21 protein-coding genes and 1 pseudogene are annotated in these 23,049 nt (G+C 61.0%); 13 read left to right on the top strand and 9 right to left on the bottom strand.

Annotation, left to right across the window (positions count from 1 at the left end):
- Positions 1 to 59: 59 nt before the first annotated feature.
- On the top strand, positions 60 to 1,391 hold the full coding sequence (locus HCZ30_RS05340; RefSeq protein ID WP_167637158.1) for a lyase family protein: 1,332 nt from the start codon (positions 60 to 62) through the stop codon (positions 1,389 to 1,391).
- Between the two features lie 22 nt (positions 1,392 to 1,413).
- On the opposite strand, the gene HCZ30_RS05335 is transcribed toward HCZ30_RS05340, so the two are convergent.
- Both HCZ30_RS05335 and ettA read right to left on the bottom strand, forming a co-directional pair.
- Positions 1,414 to 1,620, bottom strand: coding sequence for a hypothetical protein (locus tag HCZ30_RS05335; RefSeq protein WP_167637156.1), 207 nt, complete (start codon positions 1,618 to 1,620; stop codon positions 1,414 to 1,416).
- Between the two features lie 227 nt (positions 1,621 to 1,847).
- Entirely contained in the window at positions 1,848 to 3,503 is a 1,656-nt protein-coding gene (gene ettA / locus HCZ30_RS05330) for an energy-dependent translational throttle protein EttA (RefSeq protein WP_167637154.1), read from the bottom strand.
- Between the two features lie 145 nt (positions 3,504 to 3,648).
- On the opposite strand from ettA, the gene HCZ30_RS05325 reads away from it, so the two are divergent.
- From HCZ30_RS05325 to dacB, 5 genes are all read left to right on the top strand, one after another.
- Positions 3,649 to 4,743, top strand: a complete 1,095-nt coding sequence (locus tag HCZ30_RS05325; RefSeq protein WP_167637152.1) for an AI-2E family transporter — start codon at positions 3,649 to 3,651, stop codon at positions 4,741 to 4,743.
- Between the two features lie 51 nt (positions 4,744 to 4,794).
- A complete protein-coding gene (gene mgrA / locus HCZ30_RS05320) occupies positions 4,795 to 5,832 on the top strand; it encodes an L-glyceraldehyde 3-phosphate reductase (RefSeq protein WP_167637150.1) in 1,038 nt (345 codons plus the stop codon).
- Positions 5,833 to 5,916: 84 nt separating this feature from the next.
- Positions 5,917 to 7,506 (top strand): glycoside hydrolase family 43 protein, encoded by a 1,590-nt coding sequence (locus HCZ30_RS05315; RefSeq protein WP_167637147.1) that lies wholly within the window; start codon positions 5,917 to 5,919, stop codon positions 7,504 to 7,506.
- A gap of 52 nt (positions 7,507 to 7,558) precedes the next feature.
- Complete coding sequence (locus tag HCZ30_RS05310; RefSeq protein ID WP_167637145.1) at positions 7,559 to 8,158, top strand: nicotinate-nucleotide adenylyltransferase; 600 nt, start codon at positions 7,559 to 7,561, stop codon at positions 8,156 to 8,158.
- A 54-nt stretch (positions 8,159 to 8,212) separates the two neighbouring features.
- Positions 8,213 to 9,685, top strand: a complete 1,473-nt coding sequence (gene dacB / locus HCZ30_RS05305; protein ID WP_246212624.1) for a D-alanyl-D-alanine carboxypeptidase/D-alanyl-D-alanine endopeptidase — start codon at positions 8,213 to 8,215, stop codon at positions 9,683 to 9,685.
- A 3-nt stretch (positions 9,686 to 9,688) separates the two neighbouring features.
- On the opposite strand, the gene HCZ30_RS05300 is transcribed toward dacB, so the two are convergent.
- A complete protein-coding gene (locus HCZ30_RS05300; RefSeq protein ID WP_167637140.1) occupies positions 9,689 to 10,108 on the bottom strand; it encodes a tellurite resistance TerB family protein in 420 nt (139 codons plus the stop codon).
- Between the two features lie 109 nt (positions 10,109 to 10,217).
- Between HCZ30_RS05300 and HCZ30_RS05295 the strand changes: the two genes are divergently transcribed.
- The 3 genes from HCZ30_RS05295 to HCZ30_RS05285 all read left to right on the top strand — a co-directional run bounded on the left by HCZ30_RS05295 (position 10,218) and on the right by HCZ30_RS05285 (position 14,694).
- Complete coding sequence (locus HCZ30_RS05295) at positions 10,218 to 11,804, top strand: lysine--tRNA ligase (protein WP_167637138.1); 1,587 nt, start codon at positions 10,218 to 10,220, stop codon at positions 11,802 to 11,804.
- Between the two features lie 104 nt (positions 11,805 to 11,908).
- A complete protein-coding gene (locus HCZ30_RS05290; RefSeq protein WP_167637135.1) occupies positions 11,909 to 12,307 on the top strand; it encodes a DUF4864 domain-containing protein in 399 nt (132 codons plus the stop codon).
- A 98-nt stretch (positions 12,308 to 12,405) separates the two neighbouring features.
- Positions 12,406 to 14,694, top strand: a complete 2,289-nt coding sequence (locus tag HCZ30_RS05285; protein ID WP_167637133.1) for a glycosyl hydrolase family 28-related protein — start codon at positions 12,406 to 12,408, stop codon at positions 14,692 to 14,694.
- On the opposite strand, the gene HCZ30_RS05280 is transcribed toward HCZ30_RS05285, so the two are convergent.
- Positions 14,691 to 15,140 (bottom strand): YdcF family protein, encoded by a 450-nt coding sequence (locus HCZ30_RS05280; RefSeq protein ID WP_167637130.1) that lies wholly within the window; start codon positions 15,138 to 15,140, stop codon positions 14,691 to 14,693. The two genes, HCZ30_RS05285 and HCZ30_RS05280, sit on opposite strands and share 4 nt — an antisense overlap.
- A 97-nt stretch (positions 15,141 to 15,237) precedes the next feature.
- Here HCZ30_RS05280 and HCZ30_RS05275 point away from each other — a divergent pair, with 97 nt between their 5' ends.
- Positions 15,238 to 15,645, top strand: a complete 408-nt coding sequence (locus tag HCZ30_RS05275) for a universal stress protein (RefSeq protein WP_167637128.1) — start codon at positions 15,238 to 15,240, stop codon at positions 15,643 to 15,645.
- 94 nt (positions 15,646 to 15,739) lie between these two features.
- Positions 15,740 to 16,087 carry a hypothetical protein gene (locus tag HCZ30_RS16810; protein ID WP_167637125.1) on the top strand — a complete coding sequence of 116 codons (348 nt, stop codon included), beginning with the start codon at positions 15,740 to 15,742 and terminating at the stop codon, positions 16,085 to 16,087.
- A gap of 219 nt (positions 16,088 to 16,306) precedes the next feature.
- Here HCZ30_RS16810 and uvrB read toward each other — a convergent pair whose 3' ends face one another.
- Complete coding sequence (gene uvrB / locus HCZ30_RS05265) at positions 16,307 to 18,496, bottom strand: excinuclease ABC subunit UvrB (protein ID WP_167637123.1); 2,190 nt, start codon at positions 18,494 to 18,496, stop codon at positions 16,307 to 16,309.
- Between the two features lie 156 nt (positions 18,497 to 18,652).
- Between uvrB and HCZ30_RS05260 the strand changes: the two genes are divergently transcribed.
- Entirely contained in the window at positions 18,653 to 18,964 is a 312-nt protein-coding gene (locus HCZ30_RS05260) for an ETC complex I subunit (RefSeq protein ID WP_167637121.1), read from the top strand.
- Positions 18,965 to 19,033: 69 nt separating this feature from the next.
- Here the strand turns inward: HCZ30_RS05260 and glpK are convergent, their stop codons facing one another.
- The gene (gene glpK / locus HCZ30_RS05255) at positions 19,034 to 20,512 is read right to left on the bottom strand and encodes a glycerol kinase GlpK (RefSeq protein WP_167637116.1); all 1,479 of its coding nucleotides are present in this window, start codon (positions 20,510 to 20,512) and stop codon (positions 19,034 to 19,036) included.
- A gap of 149 nt (positions 20,513 to 20,661) precedes the next feature.
- Here glpK and HCZ30_RS05250 point away from each other — a divergent pair, with 149 nt between their 5' ends.
- A complete protein-coding gene (locus HCZ30_RS05250) occupies positions 20,662 to 21,297 on the top strand; it encodes a LysE family translocator (protein WP_167637114.1) in 636 nt (211 codons plus the stop codon).
- On the opposite strand, the gene HCZ30_RS05245 is transcribed toward HCZ30_RS05250, so the two are convergent.
- The 3 genes and pseudogenes from HCZ30_RS05245 to HCZ30_RS05235 all read right to left on the bottom strand — a co-directional run.
- Positions 21,294 to 21,947: an energy-coupling factor ABC transporter ATP-binding protein gene (locus tag HCZ30_RS05245; protein ID WP_167637112.1), complete on the bottom strand. Its 654-nt coding sequence runs from the start codon at positions 21,945 to 21,947 to the stop codon at positions 21,294 to 21,296. The two genes, HCZ30_RS05250 and HCZ30_RS05245, sit on opposite strands and share 4 nt — an antisense overlap.
- Positions 21,934 to 22,728 carry a cobalt ECF transporter T component CbiQ gene (gene cbiQ, locus HCZ30_RS05240; RefSeq protein ID WP_167637109.1) on the bottom strand — a complete coding sequence of 265 codons (795 nt, stop codon included), beginning with the start codon at positions 22,726 to 22,728 and terminating at the stop codon, positions 21,934 to 21,936. The genes HCZ30_RS05245 and cbiQ overlap by 14 nt, the downstream gene beginning before the upstream one ends.
- 3 nt (positions 22,729 to 22,731) lie before the next feature.
- A pseudogene (locus HCZ30_RS05235) lies at positions 22,732 to 23,049 on the bottom strand (cobalt ABC transporter permease); the annotation flags it as partial.

The following is a 23,049-nucleotide window of genomic DNA, read 5'->3' as shown; positions in this document are numbered from 1 at the left end:
GCTGGCCCCGCCCGCGTCCCGCCGTTAGTAAGGCGCAAACCAGACACCGGAGCTGACCCATGGCCGCTACGCTTTTCGACAGCACGATCTACCGTGACCTGATCCTCGACCGTGAATTCGGTGCGCTTTTCACTGACAGCGCCGAGGTTCGCGCGATGATGATCGTTGAAGGCGCACTGGCCAAAGCGCAAGGCACCGTCGGCGTCATCCCCGAGATCGCGGCCAAGGCGATCCACCGCGCCTCGCTGGAGCTTCAGATCGACCCCGCGGGCCTGTCGCCCGAAACGGGGAAAAACGCAGTGGTCGTGCCTGCGCTGGTGTCGTCGTTTCGCACACTGATGCAGGCGCCCGAATACGCGCAGTACGTCCACTTCGGCGCGACCTCGCAGGACATCATGGACACCGCGCTCGCGCTGCGTCTGCGCCAGATGCTGACGCTGACCGAAACGCGCCTGAAGCGTGTCGTCGCGGGCCTCGCGGCATTGGCTGAAGAACACGCCGAGACCCCGATGGCAGGCCGCACCTACGGTCAGGTCGCAACCCCCACCTCGTTCGGCGCAATGGCCGCAAGCTGGGGCAATCCGCTCGCCGACCTGTTGGAACAACTGCCCGCCATCCGCTCGCAAGTGCTACGGGTCAGCCTGGCGGGCGCTGCGGGCACGCTGTCGGCGATGGGTGATAAGGGCGACGAAGTGCGCGCCGAGCTGGCCAAGGGCCTCGGCCTCTCCGATCCAGAACACAGCTGGCACGCAGAGCGGAACGGCTTCGCCGCAATGGCCGCGTGGATGACGCAGGTCATCACACAACTGGCCAAGATGGGCGATGATCTGACACTGCTGACCCAAAGCGGCATTGGCGAGGTCCGCCTGCCCGCCGCCGGTGGCTCTTCCACCATGCCGCAGAAACAGAACCCCGTGATGCCGTCCATGCTGAGCGCGCTCGCGCGGGTCGCCGTTGGCCTGAACGCAACGCTGCAATACGCGCCCGTTCATCGCCAACAGCGCGATGGTGCTGCGTGGATTTCGGAATGGATGACTTTGCCGCAGCTGTGCCTTGCGACGGGCCGCGCCCTGCAAATCGGCGGCGATCTGGCGGAGGGACTGAAACCAGATACGGAATCGATGCTCGGACACATCGACGACGGCACGGGCCTGATCTACGCAGAGGCGCTTTCGTTCGAACTGGCGAAATCGATGCCGCGACCGGATGCGCAGGCAGCGGTCAAAGACATGTGCAAGCGGGTGATCGCCGGCGAAGGGACGCTGAAAGAACTGGCCAAGGCCGAGTGGACGGACCTGAACGCCGATGCGATCTTCGCACCGTCAAGTCAGTTGGGGCTCGCACCCCAAGATGCCCGCACGTTTGCTGCACGGGCCAAGGCGCTCGCCTGAGCGCCTTCGGAAATCTGTAAAATCAGAAAGAGCGGCGGAGTGCCGGCTGCGCAGTGATGCGGATCACTTCGCCTTCTTCGCGGAAGCTGCGAACGACCGACATCGTTGCGGTGATCAGGGTCGTGACCATGAAGAGGCCGATAACGCCCCAGAGGCCGACCAGGCCAACCATGTTCAGGCTAAGTGCACCGACGAGTACAGCGGCGCTCACCATGAAGCAGAGTCCCATTTATTCCATCCCAAGTCTTGTTCTTGTTGGGACGGAGTAGGCCACATCAACGTGACATTAATCAAACAGTTTGCATTTTAGTGAGTGGAAACTCGCCTACCGCCGGAAAAGTTCCGCCGATTTGCCCAAATTTTTCAACTTTTTTGAATTTGCGGAGGTGGCGATTCCCGTAAAAGCAAAACCGCGCCCCGATGGGACGCGGTTTCCGTTCACCGTATCTGATTGAATCAGCGGGTGAATTTCTTGTGCTTGAGTCGCTTCGGCTCCAGCGCATCGGCACCAAGACGGCGCTTCTTGTCTTCTTCGTAATCTTCGAAGTTACCCTGGAACCACTCGACGTGGGCTTCGCCTTCGAAAGCCAGAATGTGGGTACAGATACGGTCGAGGAAGAAACGGTCGTGCGAGATGACGACAGCGCAACCGGCAAATTCGGTTAGCGCGTCTTCGAGAGCACGGAGGGTTTCGACGTCGAGGTCGTTGGTAGGTTCGTCGAGGAGCAGAACGTTACCGCCCGACTTCAGCAGACGTGCCATGTGGACGCGGTTGCGTTCACCGCCCGAGAGCAGACCGACTTTCTTCTGCTGGTCGCCGCCTTTGAAGTTGAACGAAGAGCAGTACGCACGGCTGTTCACTTCGGCATCGCCGAGCTGGATGAGTTCGGCGCCGCCCGAGATGGCTTCCCATACGGTATCGTTGGCCGCGAGGTCGTCACGCGACTGGTCGACATAGGACAGCTGAACGGTGTCACCGTAGGATACGGTGCCCTCGTCCGGCGTTTCCTGACCGGTGAGCATCTTGAACAGGGTCGACTTACCGGCACCGTTCGGGCCGATGACGCCGACGATACCGCCTGGCGGCAGGTCGAACGACAGGTCTTCGATGAGGAGCTTGTCGCCCATCGCCTTTTTCAGGCCGTTGACCTCGATAACCTTGCCACCCAGACGCGGACCGTTCGGAATGACGATCTGTGCGCGGGTGATCTTTTCGCGCTCGGACGTTTCGGCCAGTTCGTTATAGGCGTTGATACGCGCTTTCTGCTTGGCCTGACGGGCTTTGGTGCCCTGACGCATCCACTCAAGCTCGCGCTCGAGGGTCTTTTGCTTGGACTTGTCCTCGCGGGCTTCCTGCGCCAGACGCTTGGCCTTCTGTTCCAGCCAGCTGGAGTAGTTGCCTTCGTAGGGGATGCCCTGACCGCGGTCGAGTTCGAGAATCCAGCCGGTGATGTCATCAAGGAAGTAACGGTCGTGCGTCACGCAGAGGATCGTGCCCTTGTAGTCGATCAGGTGCTGCTGGAGCCACGCGATAGTCTCGGCGTCGAGGTGGTTGGTCGGTTCGTCGAGCAGCAGCATGTCGGGCGCTTCGAGAAGCAGCTTACACAGTGCGACACGGCGACGTTCACCGCCCGAAAGGCTGGAGACGTTGGCATCGTCCGGCGGGCAGCGCAGAGCTTCCATAGCGACGTCGACCTGGCTGTCGAGATCCCACAGGTTCTGGCTGTCGATCTCGTCCTGAAGCGAAGCCATCTCGTCTGCGGTTTCGTCCGAGTAGTTCATAGCCAGTTCGTTGTAACGATCCAGCTTGCCCTTCTTTTCGGCCACGCCGAGCATGACGTTTTCGCGGACGGTCAAACCTTCGTCGAGCTGCGGCTCCTGCGGAAGATAGCCGACGCGCGCGCCTTCGGCGGCCCAGGCTTCACCTTGGAAGTCCTTGTCCATGCCGGCCATGATCTTGAGCAGCGACGATTTACCGGCGCCGTTGACACCGACGACACCGATCTTCACGCCCGGAAGGAAGTTCAGACGGATGTTCTCAAAGACCTTTTTTCCGCCAGGATAGGTCTTTGACACGCCGTCCATGAAATAGACGAACTGATAATTGGCCATTGCTGATCCTTTGATTGCTTGGCCCCTAAATAGCGATGCCACCCGCAAGGGGCAATCCGTCCGGCCAGCCTTATTTTTCAAGGGACGGAACATGTATCGCAGCACGCGCGTTGCCGATGGGTAGTGTGCTGGGTCTGGGATCGCGATGAACGAACGACACGAAGACGAATTCGAAACTGCGATTTTCTATCTCGGCTCCATTCGCCGCCTCCTTTTCGGACTCACCATCATCGTCCTGCTGACGACTGCCTATTTTGCGCGGGGCATCATTCTGCCTGTCATGCTCGGCGTTTTGATGGCGCTTCTTCTGAGCCCGCTGGTGCGGGGGATGAAGCGCGTCGGCTTTTCCGCCCCCATCGCCGCGATGCTGATTGTGTTCGTCGTGACCTCGCTGACGGTCGCGGGCGCGCTTGCGCTGAAACAGCCGGTGACCGACCTGCTTGCCAATGCGCCGCAGATCGCTCTGGATGTGAAAATCAAAGGGCGCGAAGTCATCGAAAAGATCGCCGAAGTCCGCGAGATGGGCGAAAACATTGCCGATATGGCGTCGGGTGACGGCGCATCGGACGCCCCTGCGCCTGTTGCGGACGAACGCATCGACATCCTAGCGATGGTCACGAACCAGATGGTTACGATTGCATCGACCTTCGGCGGCGCGATGCTGCTGGCGCTGTTCATCCTCGCCTCCGACGACCTTGTTCAAAGGCGCATCGTCGAGGTCATGCCCCGTTTCTCGGACAAGCGCCGCGCGCTGGCTGTGGCGCGGGATGTTGAGCACCAGATTTCCCGCTATCTTGCCTCGATCACCTTAATCAACATGTTGCTCGGCTTCTCGGTCGGCGTGGCCTGCTGGTATCTCGGCCTGCCGATGCCTGCGGTTTGGGGCGTTGCTGCGGCGCTCCTGAACTACCTGCCGTTCGTGGGCCCGATCATCGGCATGATCGGCGTGGGCATGGTCGCACTCGTGTCCTTTGACACAGTCGGCGAAGCGTTCCTTCCTCCCTTCTCATACTTCGTCCTCAACGCGATCGAAGCGAACTTCGTCACGCCGCTGTTCGTCGGCAAACGGCTGGAGCTGAACACCATCGCTGTTTTCCTCATGGTGATGTTCTGGATCTGGCTCTGGGGCTTTGCGGGCGCGTTCCTTGCCGTTCCATTCCTGGTTGTCGTGCGGGTTCTGTGCGCAAATATAGAGGAATGGCACAATTTCGGCCGTTTTCTTGCCAGCAGAGATGGGTAGTCTTGCCTGAAGTGGTCTAAATCGTTTTAGTGACCACGGGGAGGATTCCAGATGACGAAATATACACCCGCCGAAGACCGCTATGAAAAGATGGTCTACCGCCGCTGCGGCAACTCGGGCGTGAAGCTGCCCGCCGTTTCCATCGGCCTGTGGCACAACTTTGGCCACGACACACCGCACCAGACCAAGCGCGCGATCTGCCAGACCGCATTCGACAACGGCATCACGCACTTCGACCTCGCGAACAACTACGGCCCGCCTCCGGGCAGTGCCGAAGAAGCGTTCGGCGACATCCTCGCGAACGACTTTGCAGGCTACCGCGACGAGCTGATTATCTCGTCCAAGGCGGGCTATCACATGTGGGACGGCCCCTACGGCGAGTGGGGCAGCCGCAAGTACCTCGTGTCGTCCTGCGACCAGTCGCTCAAGCGCATGGGCCTCGATTACGTCGATATCTTCTATTCGCACCGCTTCGACCCCGACACGCCGCTCGAAGAGACGATGATGGCGCTCGATTACATCGTGCGTTCGGGCCGTGCCCTTTATGCAGGTATCTCGTCCTATAATTCGGAGCGCACCCGCGAGGCTGTCGCGATCCTCCAGGACCTCGGCACGCCCTGCCTCATCCACCAGCCCAGCTACAACATGCTGAACCGCTGGGTAGAGACCGATGGGCTGAAGGACACGCTGAAAGAACTCGGCGTCGGTTCGATTGCCTTCACCCCGCTCGCGCAGGGGATGCTGACCAAAAAGTACCTCGGCGGCATTCCCAAGGACAGCCGCGCGGCGCAGGACAAATCGCTCGACCCGAACATGCTGTCGGATCAGGCGATCGACAATATCCGAGCACTGAACGAGATCGCTGCCAAGCGCGGGCAGACCCTCGCCCAGATGGCGATTGCATGGGTGCTGCGCGACGGCGGCATCACCACCGCCCTCATCGGCGCATCCCGCCCCGAGCAGGTCACCGACTGCTGCGGCGCGATCGGCAATCTGGAGTTCACAGCAGAGGAACTCGCCCAGATCGACGAATACGCCGACGAAGAGAAGATCAACCTCTGGGCCAAATCGGCCGAACTTGAGGATTGATGTCCTGACGGACAGCGGGGGGCTCTGCCCCCGCACCCCCGAGGTATTTTTATCAGAATGAAGGGGCGGGGAGGCCCTGATTTCATGATCCGCAATCCGGTTTTACCGGGGTTCAACCCCGATCCGTCATTCCTGCGCGTGGGCGAGGATTACTACCTCGCGACCTCCACTTTCGAGTGGTATCCGGGTGTTTGCATTTACCATTCGCGCGATCTGGTGAACTGGGATCTGGTGGCGCGTCCGCTGAGCCGCGCGGCGCTACTGGATATGCGCGGCAATCCCGATAGCTGCGGAATCTGGGCGCCGTGTCTGAGCCACGACGGCGAGAAGTTCTGGCTGGTTTATACCGACGTGAAGCGCTTCGACGGCAGTTTCAAGGATGCGCATAACTACATCACCTGCTGCGAGAGCGTGGACGGGGAGTGGAGCGATCCGTGGTATGTGAACAGCTCCGGCTTCGATCCGTCGCTGTTCCACGATGACGACGGGCGGAAGTGGTTCGTCAACATGCGTTGGAATCACCGCCCCAAGGGGTGCAATCCGGCTCATGCGGCGTTTGACGGGATACTCTTGCAGGAGTGGTCGCCGGAGCGTGGGCTGAGCGGTGAGGTGACGAATATCTATGCGGGTACGGACCGCGGGCTGACCGAGGCGCCGCATTTGTTCAAACGGGGTGGCTACTATTACCTGACCACGGCAGAGGGCGGCACGGGGTATGACCACGCTGTCACGATGTCGCGGGCGCGGGACATTCGCGGGCCGTATGAGGACCATCCGGCGAAGCATGTGATTTCAGCCAAAGGGACTGACAACCCCATTCAGCGGACCGGTCATGGGCAGTATGTGGAGACGCATTGGGGCGAGCATTACCACTCGTTTCTGATGGGGCGGCCGCTGTGGAAAGACGGGAAGCCGTACTGCCCGCTCGGGCGGGAGACGGGGCTGGAGAAGGTTGTCTGGGAGGACGGCTGGCTGTGGCTTGAACAGGGCGGGATGCTGGCGCGGGAAGAGGTGCCGTCGCCTGTCGCGGTGGAGCCGCGTGCTCGTCAGGCGGTGAAGCGGACGCTGGGTGATGCGCTGCCGCCCGAGTTCCAGTGGTTGCGGACGCCTGAGACGGAACGCATTTTCCGCGAGGATGTCGATGCACTGACGCTGATCGGGCGGGAAAGCATCGGCTCGTGGTTCGAGCAAGCGCTGGTCGCGCGGCGGCAGGAGGATCACTTCTATACTGCAGAGACCACCGTTAAGTTCGCGCCTGAGACCTATCAGCAGTCGGCGGGCCTCACGACCTACTACAACCGTTTCAAATTCCACGCGTGCCTTGTCAGTCATGAAGAGGGCATCGGGCGGGTGCTACACATCTATTCCTGCCTCGGCGATCCGGATGGCGCGCTGACGTGGCATGGTGATCCGATTGCGATCGGTGACGGGGCGGTCGATCTGCGGGTGACGGTCGATGGCACCACCCAGCAGTTCTGGATCAAACGGGGCGACTGGGAAAAGGTCGGGCCGGAGCTGGATGCGACACTGGTCTCGGACGAAGGCGGACGCGGCGAGCATGGATCTTTCACCGGCGCTTTCGTCGGGATGATCTGCATGGATATCACAGGACAGGCCCGCGAGGCGCGGTTTACCCGCTTTGACTATGTGCCGCGTTCGGGCGACAGCGGCTGAGGGGTTTGCTTTGCCCTCTTGCGCTATCACGTAGGCGCGATAATGAGGCGGAATGGTTCTAGGATACCCCATAGCAAAGCCGGGACAGGTCATTGGTCTGCTTGGCGGATCGTTCGATCCTGCGCACGAAGGGCACGTCGCGATTACGCTCGCGGCGCTACGCCGTTTCGGGCTGGACCGCGTGTGGTGGATGGTATCGCCGGGCAATCCGCTTAAAGAACACGGGCCTGCCGCGATCGAGCGGCGCATCGCGGCTGCGACGGATATCATGGATCATCCGCGAGTGACCGTGACGGGGATCGAACAGAGGCTCGGCACCCGCTACACCGCTGAAACCATCGCGGCGCTGCGCAGGCGGTATCCGGGGGTAAAGTTCGTCTGGCTGATGGGGGCCGACAACCTCGTGCAATTCGACAAATGGCAGGACTGGAAGACGATCATGGACAGCGTTCCTGTAGGCGTGATCGCACGTCCGGGGTATCTGCTGGCTGCAAAGACGTCCAAAGCAGCGCGGGTCTACTCCGATGCGCGGCTTTCGGCGCGGCGGTCGTGGCAGCTTGGCCGCTCGGATGCGCCGAAGTGGTGCTATGTGAACCTCCCGCTCTCGGAAGCGTCATCGTCCGCGATCCGTGCGCGAGGAGAATGGACATAACCTGTCATTGATTGGCTATGGGGTGCGAGCTAGCTTCAGGCCATGAAAACACAATTGTCCCGACGCGCGGCCCTTGGCGGGCTTCTGAGCCTGTCCGCAACCGCGGCGCTGGCCAATGCTCCACTGACTTCGATGCCGCCGCTGGCGCGTGCGCCGGACGTTCCCGAACGCCCGCGTCTGAGGCCGAACCTCGACCAGTATATCTTCGAGGCAGGGCTGACGGGACTGACCGGTGTCATCGTGACGGACACTGCGACGGGCGAGATACTCGAACAGTACCAGCCGCTCACCGCCATGCCGCCCGCGAGCGTGGCGAAAGTTGTGACCAGCCTTTATGCGCTGGAGACGCTGGGCGCGGAGTACCGGTTTACCACGCAACTGGTCGCAACGGGTCCGATCAGCGAAGAAGGCGTGCTGGACGGTGATCTGGTGCTTGTCGGCGGCGGGGATCCGACGCTGACCACGGATAATCTGGGCGAGCTTGCGCAGATGCTGGTGGATGCGGGCGTCAAGGAAGTGACCGGCGCGTTTCAGGTCTGGGGCGGCGCCCTGCCCTACGTCGAAGAGATCGAGCCCGAGCAGCTTGATCACCTTGGCTATAACCCCGCCGTTTCGGGGCTGAACCTGAATTATAACCGCGTGTTCTTCGAATGGGCGCGGACGGGCAGCAGCTACGATGTGACCATGGACGCGCGGTCCGAGAAATTCAGCCCCTCCGTCGAGGTCGCGCGGATGGAGGTCATCGACCGCTCCACCCCGATCTACACCTATGAGAACGACGACGACCACGATGATTGGACCGTGTCGAAGGCGGCGCTTGGCGAAGGCGGCGGCTATTGGCTACCTGTGAGGCATCCTGACCTCTATGCGGGCGACGTGTTCCACAGCATTGCGCGCAGCAAGGGCATCAAGCTGTCCGAGCCGGTAAGGGCCGAGGCTGCGCCGACGGACGAGCCGTTCCTCCAATACCTCAGCGAGCCGCTGGATGTCGTGGTGAAGGACTGCCTGAAGTATTCGACCAACCTGACTGCCGAAGTGCTTGGCCTCACCGCGACCGCCCAGCGCACGGGGATTCCGGCTGATCTGAAATCCTCCGCCGCCGAGATGCGGCAGTGGATTTTCGAGCGGACGGGCGCGACGGTGCGGCTGATGGATCATTGCGGCCTCAATCCGGACTCGCGGATTACGCCAGCGTCTCTGGTCGGCCTGCTGAATGCGCCGGACGTGCAGGATCTGCTGCGACCGCTTCTGAAGAACATCGTGCTGCGGGATGTCGAAGGAACGCCGATCAACACCGCCGCACATGTCGAGGCGAAGACAGGTACGCTGAACTTCGTTTCCGCATTGGCGGGCTATGTGCATACCAAGGATGGCCGCGAGCTGTCGTTTGCCATCTTCAGCGGCGACCTGCCGCGGCGCGAAGCCTTTGCCGAAACGGAAGCTGGCCGCCCACAGGGAGCGGCCAGCTACAACGGTAAGGCCAAGCGGCTACAGCAGGTGCTGCTCCAGCGCTGGGCCGATTTCTAAGGCTTACATGGTCATGTGACGCGCACGGGCGCCGCGTTCGATCGCGGCGGCGTGCAGGCGGTCGACGGCCATCTCGTGACGGATCTCTTCGAGCATACGTGCCTCTGCGCCTTCGATACGGCCATCTGCGGCGGCGACGTCACAGGCCAGCGCGTAGGCGGTTTCGCTCATACGCTCGGGCAGCGCGTCGCGGATCAGACCGAACAGCGCGTCGAGGCCGTCTTCTTCGCCCAGCAGGTCGAAAACGGTGCGCGATACGGCGGGCAGACGCTCTTCGTCGTAGTCGTGAAACACCGGTAGGTGGTTGATCATGTTGTTGATCCGGACGAGTTCGGCGGTGCGGATATCCTCGTCACTGGCGGAAACGGCGATCATCAGGGCGACGAGTGCATCCTGGGCGGTCAGTGAACTGTCGGCGGTCATGGTCTTCTCCGTTGTGTTACACCCTTCATTTATTGACGCCGGAGCACTCCCGCAATAGGGAGAGCGCTTGAGCCTGCCGTGGTGGCAGTAGACCGATGGAGTGAAACAGATGACCGACGTGCGCGAAGTAGCGATGGAAAGTAAGGCCTGGCCGTTCGAAGAAGCCCGCGCCCTGCTGAAACGCTATGAGAAAGCACCGCCCGAAAAGGGCTACGTTCTGTTTGAAACCGGCTACGGCCCGTCGGGTCTGCCGCACATCGGCACCTTCGGCGAAGTGCTGCGCACGACCATGATCCGCAATGCTTTCCACAAGATTTCGGACATCCCGACCCGCCTGATTTGCTTCTCGGACGACCTTGACGGTATGCGCAAGGTGCCGGGCAACGTGCCGAACCAGGACATGCTGAAAGAGCACGAGCAGAAGCCGCTGACCTCGGTTCCCGACCCGTTCGAGGAATTCCCGTCGTTTGGCGAGCATAACAACGCGATGCTGCGCCGCTTCCTCGATACCTTCGGGTTCGATTACGAATTCTATTCGGCAACCGAGTTCTACAAGTCGGGTCAGTTCGACGAAGTGCTGAAGCGCGCCGTCGACAAGTACGATGACATCATGAAGGTCATGCTGAAGTCCCTGCGCGAAGAGCGTCAGGCGACCTACTCGATCTTCCTGCCGATCCACCCCGAAACCGGCCGCGTTCTGTACGTGCCGATGAAGGAAGTGAACAAAGAGAACTACACCATCACGTTCGACGACGAGGACGGCAAGGAATGGACCCTGCCCGTCACTGGCGGCAACGTGAAATTCCAGTGGAAGCCGGACTTCGGTGCGCGCTGGGCTGCGCTGAACGTCGATTTCGAGATGTACGGCAAGGACCACTCCACCAACACCGCGATCTACGACCGCATTTCGGAGATCCTCGGCGCGAAGAAGCCGAACCACATGGTGTACGAGCTGTTCCTTGATGCGAACGGCGAGAAGATCTCGAAGTCCAAGGGCAACGGCATCTCGATCGACGAGTGGCTGACCTACGCCTCGACCGAGTCGCTGTCGTACTTCATGTTCCTCAAGCCCAAGACCGCCAAGCGCCTGCATTTCGATGTGATCCCGCGCATGGTGGACGAGTATCACCAGCAGCTGAAGGCCTATCCGACGCAAGACGAGAAGGGCCAACTCGCGAACCCCGTCTACCATATTCACAACGGCGACGTGCCGGAGTCGAAGATGGTCGTGCCGTTCGCCATGCTGCTGAACCTCGCGTCTGTTTCGGGTGCCGAAGACAAAGAAACCATGTGGGGCTTCATCAAGCGCTATGCACCCGAAGCCGCTGCGGACACCCATCCGGACCTCGATCAGGCCGCCGGATTTGCCGTCCGCTACTACCACGACTTCGTTAAGCCGACGAAAACCTTCCGCGCGCCGACCGATCAGGAACGCGCTGCGATGGAAGACATGCTGGCCCGCCTCAAGGCATGGGACGGCGCTGCGGACGGCGAAGAGCTTCAGTCGATGGTGTTCGCCGTCGGCAAGGAGCATGGCTTCGAGAACCTGCGCGAATGGTTCAAGGCGCTCTACGAAGTGCTGCTCGGCGACAGCCAAGGCCCGCGCTTCGGCGGCTTCATCGCGCTCTACGGCATCGAGAACTCGATCCGCCTGATCGAGGATGGCCTCGCAGGCAAACTGGTTTCGGCCAGATAAATCAGCGGCTGCGGGCGGAAAATCGCCCGCAGCGCCACTTTCGGGCCCGTGCCTGAACCAAAACCGGATTTCCGGCGTATCCTTTGGTATCGGAGGATACAGACATGATCAGAACGACAAGTCTCCTACTCGCGCTCGTTGCCAGCCCGCTGGCCGCGCAGGATACCGACGGCATTCAAGGCATCATCGACCAGCAGATGGACGCGTTCATTGCGCGCGACATCCCGACGGCGTTCGGCTTTGCCAGCCCCGGTCTTCAACAGATGTTCCAGACCCCGCAGAACTTTGGCCACATGGTCGAATACGGCTACGAGACGATCTGGAACAACGAGGACGTCCGCTACCTCGACCTGCGGCAGGATGCAGAACATTGGGTCCAGCGTGTCATGGTCAGCGATGGCCAAGGCTCGGTGATGGTCTTCGACTATTTCATGGTCGAAACGGACGGCGTCTGGCGCATTGATGCGGTGCAACCCGTCATCATGCCGCAAGGGATGGCCTGAGCACCGTACGGTGCGCTGAGCGGATATTTACCGCGCCTTGTTACACCCTTTCCCGAACCGCCGGATGACCTCCGGCTACGGGATACGAAGGGGTGAACATGAACAAGGCGATTACTGACGGGCTGCAACTGATGCCGCCCGCGTTTGCGGATGGTCTTTCGGTCTGGTCGAGCGGCGACGGTACTCCGGGATCGGACACCTATGCGGGCTCCGGCAACGGCGTCTATGTGCAGTCGGACCAGAACTTTGCCGGTTGTCTGGAAATACTGAAAACGGCCTCCACGCAGAAACTGCGCTACATGGGCGAAACGCCGATCATTCCGGGGTGCTATCTGCGCGTATCGGCCAAGGTCAAGGCGCTGTCCGGTCCCTTCCCGACCGTGCGCGTGGCGGGCTGGGCGGGAGGCGCTGGCGGCACCCATGTGAGCGGGCTGACAGAGGTCGGTCCGGAGGTGACGCTGACCAGCTACGGCGAAGTAGTCGAGGTGTCGGCCATCATAGGCACAGGACCGCGCGGCGGCGTGGATATGGTCTGGAAGGACGTGATCTACGGACATTTCGGCCTCGATTTTACCGGCCCGACGGGCGGGATCGTGCGCGTCGATGATCTGGTGATCGAGGATGTGACCTCGGTCTTTCTGCGCGACATGCTCGGGCTGGTCGACGTGCGCGACTACGGCGCTGTGGGTGACGGCACGACCGACGACAGCGCAGCGTTCGAGGCTGCCGATGCTGCGGCGGACGGGCGCACCGTCTTCGTGCCTGCGGGCGCCTATCGCCTGAATAACCACGTCACGATCGAGAACCACATCCGTTTCGAAGGCACCGTGACGATGGCGGCGGGGCACCGGCTGGTGCTGCAAAAGAACTTCGACCTGCCGACCTATATCGACGCGTTCGGGGACGAGCAGATCGCGTTCAAGAAGGCGTTTCAGGCGCTGCTGAATAACTCCGGCCACGAGTCGCTCGATATGGGCGGGCGCCGTGTTCAGTTGACCGAACCGGTGGACATGCAGGCCGCCGAGGGGAGCCGCACGAGCTTTGCCACCCGCCGTGTGATCCGCAATGGCCAACTGGAGGCCGTTGATAGCCAGAAGTGGGACACGCAGACCGTGACCTCAAAGGGCACCTATTCGGCGTCGAACGACCGCACGCTGACCGAAGTGACCAATGCCGCGAATATACGCGTCGGCTCGCTGGTGACGGGTAACGGCGTGGGCCGCGAGATTTACGTTCGGGACGTCAACGTCGCGGCAAAGACCGTGACGCTGAACAAGGCGCTTTATGACGCGGAAGGCACGCAGACGTTCACTTTTGAGCGCTTCCAGTACATGCTGGATTTCTCGGGTTTCGAGGCGCTGACGAACTTCATCCTCGACGATATCGAGATGAACGGCGTAGGCCGCGCGTCGTGCATCATGCTGGCCAAGGGCGGCGGCATTTTCCATGTGCGTGACTGCTTCATCAACCGTCCCAAGGATCGCGGCCTGACCTCGATCGGGAGTGGCTGTCAAGGCCTGACCATCGACCGCTGCCAGTTCCTTTCTGACGAGATGTCCCTGCCCGTGTCGCAGCGCGTCTCCATCGGGTTCAACGCCAACCACAACGACGTCAAAATCCGCGATACCCGCGTGGTGCGGTTCAAGCACTTCTGCATTCTGGGCGGTGCGGGCAACCTGATCACCGGCAACCACTGGTTCCACGGGGACGGCGAGGACCTCGGCGTGCGCAAGGGCGGGATCATCTTCACCACGCCGAATACCAAGTCGGTCATCACCGGCAACTATATCGACAACAACTTCATCGAACTGACCAACGAGCACGATGCGACGCCTGCCCTAGGGCAGCAGTATTCGTTCGGCGGCCTTACGGTGACGGGCAATATTTTCCACGTCAACGACACCGGCGACTGGTTCAGCTTTATCATCGTAAAGCCCTATGGCCCGAACCATTACATCCACGGGCTTTCTGTGACAGGGAACACGTTCCGCTCGCTCAACGGCAATATCGACCGTGTGGAGAAAGTGGACACGACCTTTGCCGACCTCGACTACACGCGAATGCGCAATGTCCTGTTTTACGGGAATACCTTCAACGGCGTGAACGAAGAAATAGTGAACCCGTCGATGATCGAACACGACCAAGGCACGCGGTCGGACAAGTGGACCGTGGCAACGAAACCGAGCCTACCGTTCGGCGGTCGCGCACGCGTGGTCGAAGGGGTGACGATGTCGGGCAAGGTGACGGACGCGCAGGGCAACGCCGTAACCGCGCTGCCGTGGTCGCTGACAGAGCAAGGCTCCGACGGCACGAAGGTGGAGCTGAACTGGCCGACAGCGTGCAAGGGCAAGATCTGGCTGCGGGTGCGGATGGACCGCCCGCTTTAGCGGATGCCTCTGAGCTTCCACAGATAGAGGATATTGGCACCGACCTCGCGCAGGACCAGCCGCGGCTTTAAGCGGTGCGGCACCGGCGCGGGGTGCGCCTCGATCCCGACAGCCCGCGCGGTGCGCATCGCGCGGGGCATATGCAGGCGGTCGGTGACAACGATGACCGGACCGCTGACGAGCGACTTGGCGAAGCGGAAATTCTGGACGGTATCGACCGATTTGTCCTCAAGCGTGATCGCGGTGGCCGGCACGCCATTCGCCAGCAGGATCACCCTGATCGCCTCGGCCTCGGTCGGGGGAAAGGTCACGCAACCGCCGCAGGCCACCAGATGATCGACCTGCCCCGCCAGATACAGACCCGCCGCGTGTTCGGCCCGCCTGACCAGCGCGGGCGACGGGCCGTCTTTGCGCATCGCAGCGCCGAGGATCAAAGCAGTTGTCATGAGCTACGACCTAGCACACCCGCGCTAGGGTGACATGGATCAAAGCGCGCAACTCTGCGCGATGTCATGCTGGCTTCAAGAACAAAGGAGTTCGGTCATGTATAAAAATATCCTCGTCCCGATTGCCTTCGATCATGCCTACGACGGCTTTGACCCTGTCGAAGTCGCGAAACGTCTGGCGGCTCCCGATGCGCAGATCACGCTGATCCATGTGATCGAAGAAATGCCGTCCTACGCGCTGTCCTACATGCCGATGGACATGATGGCGGAAACGCGTGAAGCCATCAGCAAAGAGCTCGGCGCGCGCGCTGCGAGCACGCCCAACTGTCAGGCTTATGTGATTGACGGCCATGCCGGTCGCTCGATCCTCGACTGGGCGGAAGAGCACGGTGTCGATCTGATCGTGATGGCATCACACCATCCGGGCCTTGGAGACTATCTGCTGGGCTCGACGGCAGCGCGAGTCGTCCGTCATGCACAGTGTGCTGTTCACGTCATGCGCTAATTATTCACGAAAGCTCGAACTTTTCGCGGAACGGAATCGCCAAGTCGTGAGTTTGATCTGCAACAAGTGCATAGAACCACGAAAGGTTTAAGTCATGAAAAGTGTGTGGGCCATTGTAGGCGCAATCGTAGTCGTTCTTCTTATCGCAGTCGGCATCTATATGGTCGACGTCGACCAGACCCAAGAAACCGTCCTGCCGGAAGTTTCTGTCGAAGGCGGCCAGATGCCTGAATTCGACGCAACCGTCGGTTCGGTTGAAGCCGGCACCAAGACTGTTGAAGTCGAAGTTCCGACCATCGAAGTAAATCCGCCGGAAGACGCTGAAGGCGAGCCGGTACTGGGCGACGCTGCCGAAGATGCAGCTGCTGCTACCGAAGAAGCTGCTGATGCGACTGCAGAAGCCGCTGATCAAGCTGCCGACGAAGTTACCGAACAGCAGTAATCACGGTAAAGTTTAAGAGTTTTCTAGCCCCCTGCTCTGTGCAGGGGGCTATTTTGTTTGTAGAACGCCCCGATCAAAATTGGAGCCTGACATGAAACGCCTGCTACTAGCTGTAGCCTTACTCACCGGATTGAGCGGTTGCGTCGGCAAGGTCGCAAAGACCGCCGTCAAAGCGGGCGTGATCGCCGCAGCTGTGATGTAAATGCGTTGCCGCGCCCCTTAGCGGGACTTGCGGCTCCTTTTGTTGCCACCGCGCTGGCCGGCACGGCCCGCGGATGAACGGCCCGAAGCCTTGCGGCTCTCCTCCACCGCCGAATCCACTGCCGACTGACGGGCCAGCGGATCGTCGGACACCACCAGATCGACAGCTTCGAGGCGTTTGACCTCGTCCCGCAGGCGGGCGGCTTCCTCGAATTCGAGGTTTTCGGCAGCTTTGCGCATCTGGTCGCGCAGACCATCGAGCACCGCTTCGAGGTTGGCACCGTGCATCGGTTTGTCGACCTTTGCGGTGACGCGGCTCTGGTCGGTATCGCCCTGATAGAGACCAGCGAGGATGTCCTCGACGTTCTTTTTGACGGTCGCCGGCGTGATGCCGTGCTCTTCGTTGTAAGCCATCTGGCGCGCACGGCGGCGTTCGGTTTCCTTCAGCGCGCGGTCCATAGAGCCCGTGATCCGGTCAGCGTACATGATCACGCGGCCTTCGGCGTTACGCGCCGCACGGCCAATGGTCTGCACCAGCGACGTTTCGGAGCGCAGGAAGCCTTCCTTGTCCGCATCGAGGATCGCCACGAGACCACATTCGGGAATATCGAGGCCCTCACGCAGAAGGTTAATCCCGATCAGCACGTCAAAAGCGCCAAGACGCAGGTCGCGCAGGATTTCGATCCGCTCGATCGTATCGATATCGGAGTGCATGTAGCGGACCTTGATGCCCTGCTCGTGCATGTATTCGGTGAGGTCCTCGGCCATCCGTTTCGTCAGCGTGGTGACAAGCGTGCGGAAGCCGTCGGCGGAGACTTTGCGCACTTCGTCCAGCAGATCGTCGACCTGCATATCGACAGGGCGGATTTCGACGACGGGGTCCAAGAGGCCCGTCGGACGGATGATCTGTTCGGTGAACACGCCGCCCGTTTGCTCCAGCTCCCACGGTGCGGGGGTCGCGGACACAAAGACCGACTGCGGGCGCATGGCGTCCCACTCCTCGAACTTCAGCGGGCGGTTGTCCATGCACGACGGCAGGCGGAAGCCGTGTTCGGCCAGCGTGAATTTACGACGGTAGTCGCCTTTGTACATCGCGCCGATCTGCGGCACCGAGACGTGGGATTCGTCAGCGAAAACAATGGCGTTATCGGGAATGAACTCGAACAGCGTGGGCGGCGGCTCACCAGGAGCGCGGCCCGTCAGATAGCGTGAATAGTTTTCGATGCCGTTGCAGACGCCAGTTGCCTCCAGCATTTCGAGGTCGAAGTTGGTCCGCTGCTCAAGACGCTGCGCTTCGAGCAGTTTGCCCTCGTCCACGAGCTGTTTCAGGCGGACCTGAAGCTCTTCCTTGATGCCTTTGATCGCCTGATTCATCGTCGGGCGCGGCGTGACGTAGTGGCTGTTCGCGTAGATGCGGATTTTGTCGAAACTACCGGTGCGTTCGCCCGTCAGGGGATCAAATTCGTTGATCGCCTCCAGTTCCTCACCAAAGAACGACAGACGCCATGCGCGGTCCTCAAGGTGGGCAGGCCAGATTTCAAGGCTGTCGCCGCGCACACGGAAACAGCCGCGCTGGAAGGCAGCATCGTTGCGGCGGTACTGCTGCGCCACAAGGTCCGCCATCACCTGACGCTGGTCGTAGATTTTCCCGACGTGCAAATCCTGCGACATGGCCGAATAGGTTTCGACCGAGCCGATACCGTAGATGCACGACACCGAGGCCACGATAATCACGTCATCGCGTTCAAGCAACGAGCGGGTGGCCGAGTGGCGCATCCGGTCGATCTGCTCGTTAATCTGCGATTCCTTTTCGATGTAGGTGTCGCTACGCGGCACATAGGCTTCGGGCTGGTAGTAGTCGTAGTACGACACGAAATATTCGACCGAGTTTTCGGGGAAGAACCCTTTGAATTCGCCGTAAAGCTGGGCCGCGAGCGTTTTGTTCGGCGCAAGGATAATCGCGGGGCGCTGCGTTTCCTCGATGACCTTGGCCATCGTGAACGTCTTACCCGTACCCGTCGCACCCAGCAGAACCTGATCGCGGTCGCCGTCCAGAACACCGCCCGCAAGCTCCTTGATCGCCGTCGGCTGGTCACCGGCGGGCGCAAAGTCTGTCTTCATCACGAACTTCTTGCCGCCTTCCAGCTTCTCGCGCTGCTGCGGAGAGCGGTGCATCATCGGCATGTCGTCGGGACGGTTGTTATGCATCGGGGTGCTCCTTTGTCGTCCTAATAATGTGCGCTATTTGTTCTTGTTCAAGGGCCGTTCGGACATATGCCTTTGTTCAGGCACGCAAACAGCGTTCCTAGCTTGAACAATCGTCCGTTTTTCGGGATAAGGGGGCCACCTAGAAGGAGACTTCCGATGCGCGCACGAATCTACCGTCCGGCCAAGACCGCCATGTCCTCGGGCACTGCCAAAACCAAACGCTGGATTCTGGAATACGCCGCATCGTCCGCACGTGAAGTCGACCCGCTGATGGGTTGGACCTCCTCGACCGACACCCAGAGCCAAGTGAAGATGTATTTTGACACCAAAGAAGCCGCTCTGGAATACGCGGCCGAGAAGAAGCTCGACGTTGTTGTTCAGGAACCCCATGGCCGCAAAGCCAACATCCGCACCGGCGGTTATGGCGAAAACTTCGCGACTTCGCGCCGTCAGGTCTGGACGCACTGATTAAACAGAGCTTTGCTCCGACTTTTCGAAAGGCGCCCACTGGGCGCCTTTTCTGTTTTCAGAAGGGCCTCAGAACCTCAGGGTCGCGTCGACGGCCCGCTGCCACGCGCCGTATTTCTCGGCACGGGTGTCTTCGTCCATCTTTGGCATGAAGCTGCGATCCAGCGCCCATTGCGCGGCGAATTCCTCTTGGCCCGGATAGATGCCCGCGCGTTGCCCTGCCAGCCACGCCACGCCGAGCGCCGTGGTTTCCAGCACCTTGGGGCGGTCCACCTGCGCGCCGATGATGTCCGACAGGAACTGCATGGCAAAGTCCGAGGCACTCATCCCGCCATCAACGCGGAGCATGGCATCGCTGACCTCTCCAATGTCGGCCTGCATCGCGGCGAGCAGATCGCGCGTCTGGTAGCCAACGCTTTCCAAGGCCGCGCGCGCGAACTCCTCGGGGCCGGAATTGCGGGTAAGGCCAAAGACCGCGCCGCGGCACTCGGCGTTCCAATAGGGCGCACCGAGGCCAGTGAACGCGGGCACAAGGACGACATTCTGCATGGGGTCGGCACGTTCAGCGAGCGGTTGGGTTTCTTTTGCGTCGCGGATGATCTTCAGCCCGTCGCGCAGCCATTGCACCACCGCGCCCGCGATGAAAATCGACCCTTCGAGCGCGTAGGTCGGTTTGCCCTCCAGCTGATAGGCAATCGTGGTCAGCAGGCGGTTTTGCGAACGGACGGGCGTGTCGCCCGTGTTGATCAGCGCGAAACATCCGGTGCCGTAGGTGGACTTCATCATGCCAGGTTCAAAGCACGCCTGACCGATGGTCGCGGCCTGCTGGTCGCCCGCGATACCGAGGATCGGAATGGGGTGGCCAAAGAGATCGGGCCGCGTCTCACCAAAATCGGCGGCGCAGTCGCGCACTTCGGGCAGCATCGACATCGGGATGTTGAGGCGCTCACAGATCGTCTTGGACCAACGCCCCTTGCGGATGTCGTAGAGCATTGTACGGGCAGCGTTCGTCGCGTCCGTCACATGCACGGCGCCGCCGGTGAGGTTCCACACCAGCCACGTGTCTACGGTGCCGAAAACCAGCTCGCCAGCCTCGGCGCGACTGCGGGCGCCTTCGACGTTATCGAGGATCCACGCCAGCTTGGTCGCGCTGAAATAAGGATCGAGCAGAAGGCCCGTGCGGTCGGTGATAACCTCCTCGAAGCCGTCCTCTTTGAGCGCCCTGCACATCTCGGCTGTGCGGCGGTCCTGCCAGACGATGGCCTTGTAGACGGGCGCGCCGGTCTTGCGATCCCAGACAAGCGTCGTTTCGCGCTGGTTGGTGATGCCGATGGCCGCGATCTCTGCACCGCCGGACTTTTCAATGGCAGAGCGGCAGGTTGCGGCGGTGCTGGCCCAGAGGTCTGCGGGATCGTGTTCGACCCAGCCGCTATTGGGGAAATACTGCTGGAATTCTTCCTGAGCCGAGGCAACGGCCTTCATCGCGCTGTCGAAAACAATGGATCGCGTGGATGTAGTGCCCTGATCAATGGCCAGAATATGTGTCATCGCCGCCCCTCCTCGGTAATGTCTGTAAATGCCCCAATGGGGCACTGAAAACGGATGGATTACAAGGCGGCAAGCGGAGCGACCGGCATATTGCCCTATCTCGCATCAAAGTTTACCCCTAAAAATCGGATATCCCGCAGGAGTGGAAAATGGCTCTGTCTGAAATTCTGACTTTCGCGTTCGTCGCCAGCCTGCTGGTCATGTCACCCGGCCCGAACGGGGTGCTGATCGCCAAGACGGTGCCGACCTCGGGCCGCGCGGCGGGATTTGTGAATATTGCGGGGTTGGTGACGGGTTTCTATATCCACGGCGCGATGGCGATCTTCGGCCTTTCGATGGTTCTGGTGCAGTCAGCCACTGCCTTTGCCGCCGTGAAATACATCGGCGCGGCATATCTGTGCTGGGTCGGGATCAAGGCGCTGATCGCCGCTTGGCAAGGTGTGAACGTCGCCTCGGTCAAACCCGCCGAGCGCAAACGCACCCTGCGCAAAGCCTACATCGAGGGCGTTTTGACGAACGCGCTGAACCCGAAAGTGTCGATGTTCTACCTCGCGGCCTTCCCGCAGTTCATCCATATCGGCGAGACGACGCCGCTCGCCTCTTTCACGTTGGTGTTTATCCATTCGATGATCAACGCGGTCTGGTTCACGGCAATGGTGCTACTGATGTCCCGCCTGACCAAGGCTGCGCAAAACGGGACATTCCAACGCTGGCTCAAGGGCGTGACAGGCGCGGTGTTCATCGGCTTCGGCGCGAAACTGGCGCTCTACAAACCGTCGCTTTAGTCCTCGCGGGTGAGCACCCCGGCGCGGAGGCGATAGGCCGAGGGGGCGACGCGCGCGCGGAATTTGGGATCGTGGCTGATGAGCAGCATGGCCTGCGGCAGGCCAGAGAGGATTTCGACCAACCGCTCCTCGTTTTCCTCGTCCAGCGCGTTTGTCGGCTCATCGAGGAGCAGCACTTCCGGCTCCATCACCAGCACAGTCGCCAATGTCACAAGGCGCTTCTCACCGCCAGACAGGCGGTGCGTGATGCGGTCACGCAAGTGGGTCAGCGCGAGCTTGGCGAGGATGTTGTCGACAAGCGCCAGCGCCTCGTCGCGCGATTTGCCGAGGTTCAGCGGACCGAAGGCGATGTCTTCGGCCACAGTCGGGCTGAAGAGCTGGTCGTCGGGGTCCTGAAACACGAAGCCCACGCGGCGGCGGACGTCGTGGAAATCGGCTTCTTGGTCGCGCGTTTCGCCAAAGACCGACACCTGCCCCGCGTCGGGCTTGAGCAGGCCGACAATCATCTTGAGCAACGTCGATTTGCCTGCGCCATTGGGGCCGAGGATCGACAGGCGCTCACCGGCTTCGAGCGACAGCGAGGCACCGTTCAGGATCGGGTCGTGGCCAGGATAGGCGAACTTGATATCGCTCAGTTCAAGCAATGGCATGTCTCAGCTCCACAGCGATGAGGGCGAGGATTGCCAAACCTGTCAGCGCGACAAATGTCCAGTCGCGTTTTTGCATCTTGAACCGTTCGAGCAGCACGAACCGCCCCGTGAACCCGCGACATTTCATGGCGCCAAGGATCCGCTCGGACCGCTCGAGCGCACGGACCAGCATGATCCCGACGAGGTAACCGAAGCTGCGGTAGGTGTGCCAATTGGTGCCAGGACGGAAGCCGCGCACCTTCATTGCGGCGCGCAGGCGCATGTATTCTTCGCGCAGCACTTCGATGTAGCGGATGGTGAACATCATCAGTTGCACAAGCCGTTCAGGCACGCGCAGCGCGTGGAGGCCATGGCCCATCGCGACAGGCTCCATCGAGCCGACAAGGCACATCAACCCCAGGATCGCAGCGTTCGCAGTCAGCGCGATTTCGATGGCCTGCCAGAGGCCTTCGTAGCTGGCGACGAAGCCCCAGACGGTAAAGATCGGCGTGCCGGGAACGGAGAACGGCAGGATCAGCAGCGTAAAGATGATGAAGCTGTCCATCCCGATCATACGCTTCAGCGTGCGCTTGATCGGCAGACCGGACAGCGGCAGGAGGCAGAACGCAAAGCCCAGCGCGAGACCCAGCGCAGCGAAGTCCGACAAGCTAACCACGACGATAGCGTAGATGGCCGCGACCACGATCCGCATACGCGGATCGAGCGCAGCCAGAGAGCCGCGCGACAGCAGGCTGTCACTCGTACTCTTTTCGCTACCGGCGGCAAGAAGGGGTTGAGACATCGGTCAGGCGGCCAGTTTGCGGAGCGCCGCGAAGTAAAATCCGACCCCGAACAGACCGACGATATAGCCCAGACCGCCCAGAATAGTCTGGAGGTTATTGTGCTCTTTATAGGCCGTAATCTCGCGGCGGAGCGGGCGGATTTCGTCGCGCACGATCTCTGCGATTGCGAGCTTTTCCTCCAGCGTCAACGCAGCAACAGTCATGCCGCCCGCGCTATCGGAGTCAACCGGCGCAGCTTCGCGCAGTGCTTCCTCTTTGGCGGCGATGCCGAGGACTTCACCCACTTCGGCGGCGGGCATTTCGACCTCACCGACGTGGCC

It is taken from the genome of Marivivens donghaensis (assembly GCF_011806565.1).
GTDB lineage: Bacteria > Pseudomonadota > Alphaproteobacteria > Rhodobacterales > Rhodobacteraceae > Marivivens > Marivivens donghaensis_A.
Note: the sequence above shows the minus strand (reverse complement) of the source record. Positions and strands in the feature narration are given on the sequence as shown.